Origin of the sequence: Faecalitalea cylindroides ATCC 27803 (genome assembly GCF_000469305.1) — a bacterium.
Taxonomy (GTDB): Bacteria; Bacillota_I; Bacilli_A; order Erysipelotrichales; family Erysipelotrichaceae; genus Faecalitalea; species Faecalitalea cylindroides.
In genome coordinates, this window is the sequence record NZ_KI270994.1 from 1 (window position 1) to 796 (window position 796).

General features: G+C 43.1%; 1 protein-coding gene and 1 pseudogene. Both read right to left on the bottom strand.

Going from position 1 to position 796, the window contains the following annotated elements; genetic code table 11:
- Positions 1–221: pseudogene (locus tag HMPREF0367_RS04950) on the bottom strand (glutamyl-tRNA amidotransferase); the annotation flags it as partial.
- Between the two features lie 19 nt (positions 222–240).
- A partial coding sequence (locus tag HMPREF0367_RS04955; RefSeq protein ID WP_035401761.1) for a type IV secretory system conjugative DNA transfer family protein occupies positions 241–796 on the bottom strand: 556 nt, incomplete at its 5' end.

Below are 796 nucleotides of genomic sequence, written 5' to 3' on the forward strand. Positions count from 1 at the left end.
ATCATACCGATGGCACGGATAAGTCCGAAGATAAAGTCGGACAGATTATTGACTACGGTAAGCGGGTCATTCGCTGCAAATGCAGTCGTTGTCATTCCAAGTGCCAACGCACCGACAATGACCATTGTGCAGTAAGCACGGAAGCCTTTCTTAACCTTTCCGGTCATAGGCAGTTTCTTTGTTTCCTGAATGTCAGTTGCTTTTTTCTTAAAAATAGTCATAGTTGAATACCTCCAAAATTTAATTTGTTTGATTGTTTATGAACAGAGCTTCCATCTCCTCCTCGGAAAGAAGTTCCCAGTTCGTTTCTTCCATTTCCTTTTCAGGAAGTGTTGCAGGGTCAATGTCCCAAATGGCAATCGAAGCAATATCTTTTGTGACTTCTCCATGCTTATAAGGACTTGCCTTTCCGTCTGTGGTAAGTGCCACATTCGGGTGTTTCATAATGTCATATTTGAAATCCATAATGGGTCTTTCCCCACGGATAAACAAAATAGCGTACTGATTATCGAGCATACGCACCTCATCAGGGGTAAGTAACTCTCTGCCGCTAATCTGATAGTTGGTGGAATAATTACCGCTTCTTCCGGTACTCTTTCCGAACGTGTTGGTATCAATGGTTTCCTTGCCCAACAGCTCCGACACATATTTATGGGTTGACTGCTCATTTCCACCAAGGTAAAGAAATTCATCGCAGTTACCCACAATGCTCTCCCACTGTTTTTCAAACAAGGCTTTAAGCTGTGCCAAGTTCTGTAAGATGATGCTTACAGATACCCCACGGGAACGCATAACC